This is a genomic window from Mesorhizobium sp. M0306 (assembly GCF_040321655.1).
In the GTDB taxonomy this organism is placed as follows: Bacteria; Pseudomonadota; Alphaproteobacteria; order Rhizobiales; family Rhizobiaceae; genus Mesorhizobium.
In genome coordinates this window covers 1-971 of the sequence record NZ_JAMYRY010000107.1, presented here as the reverse complement: position 1 = coordinate 971, position 971 = coordinate 1, and the positions used below count along the sequence as shown (strand labels likewise).

General features: G+C 62.2%; 1 protein-coding gene and 1 pseudogene. Both read left to right on the top strand.

Annotated elements, in window-relative coordinates; all coding sequences use genetic code 11:
* Positions 1–557: pseudogene (locus tag NKI95_RS34635) on the top strand (FAD-dependent oxidoreductase); the annotation flags it as partial.
* The coding region (locus tag NKI95_RS34630) for a hypothetical protein (RefSeq protein ID WP_352722271.1) at positions 557–971 on the top strand (415 nt) is incomplete at its 3' end. The pseudogene NKI95_RS34635 and the gene NKI95_RS34630, both read left to right, overlap by 1 nt.

Sequence of the window (971 nt, the reverse complement as noted above, 5' to 3'; positions counted from 1 at the left end):
CGACGCTTCGCGTGTCTCGCCACTCGAATGCCCGGTTCTTTCTCGACTGCGGCATAGTTGCGGTGAAGGAAGATGCGGGAGGCCTTCTGGTCGAAACCACACAAGGGCCGATGCGATACGACTTCATAATCGCGGCAACCGGCTTTTCGAACGACTTCAGCGACCGCCCGGAATTTGCAGCACTCGCCCCACACATCCGCACCTGGTCGGATGGTCGATATACGCCGGATATGGGGCCGCCGCGCGCAGGCATGGTGGAGGCGCCGGACCTCGGTCCCGCCTTCGAGTTCCGCGAACGTGTTCCCGGTTCCTGTCTGATGCTGGCGCATATTCACTGCTTCAATGACGCCGCCATGCTGACACACGGCAAGGTCTCCGGCGATATCCCAGCCGTCAGTGCCGGGGCCGACCGTCTGGTCCGCGGCATTGCCGCGTCGCTGTTTGCCGAAGATGTCGAAAGCCACTTCGCCAATCTGATCGCTTACGACACGCCCGAGCTTCTGGGCGACGAATGGGTCGATTCAACACCTTTGCTGCATAAGGAGGCCGCGCTGTGATGGACGCCATGGACAAGGCCGCGGGGATTTCCCCGAATGATGCTCTTTTCACCGCGCGGCGGTTTCGGCCCGAATTCGTGCAAGGGGGCGAGGAATGTCGCCTCTCCGTCCTACAGCCGGCAAACGATCAGGGGCTGGCCCCGAACCTGCGGGTTGCTCTGGCCCGTCGCATGGCGGCTCTGAATGATGATCCCGTCCTGATGGCCGACTATGATGTGCAGCTGGCCCAGCTTGGTCCGACGGAGCCGCTTCTGGCCTTGGCTCGGGGGGAAACGGATTTGAATGAACCCCTGGCGACCATCGTCCGTCATGTTGACCTGATCACCCTTACGCCGAAAAAGGCGGAGGCGAACCACATCGCCCTCCTCGCCGCGGCCGGACTGAACAATCCTCAGATCGTCGCGCTCTCCGAAC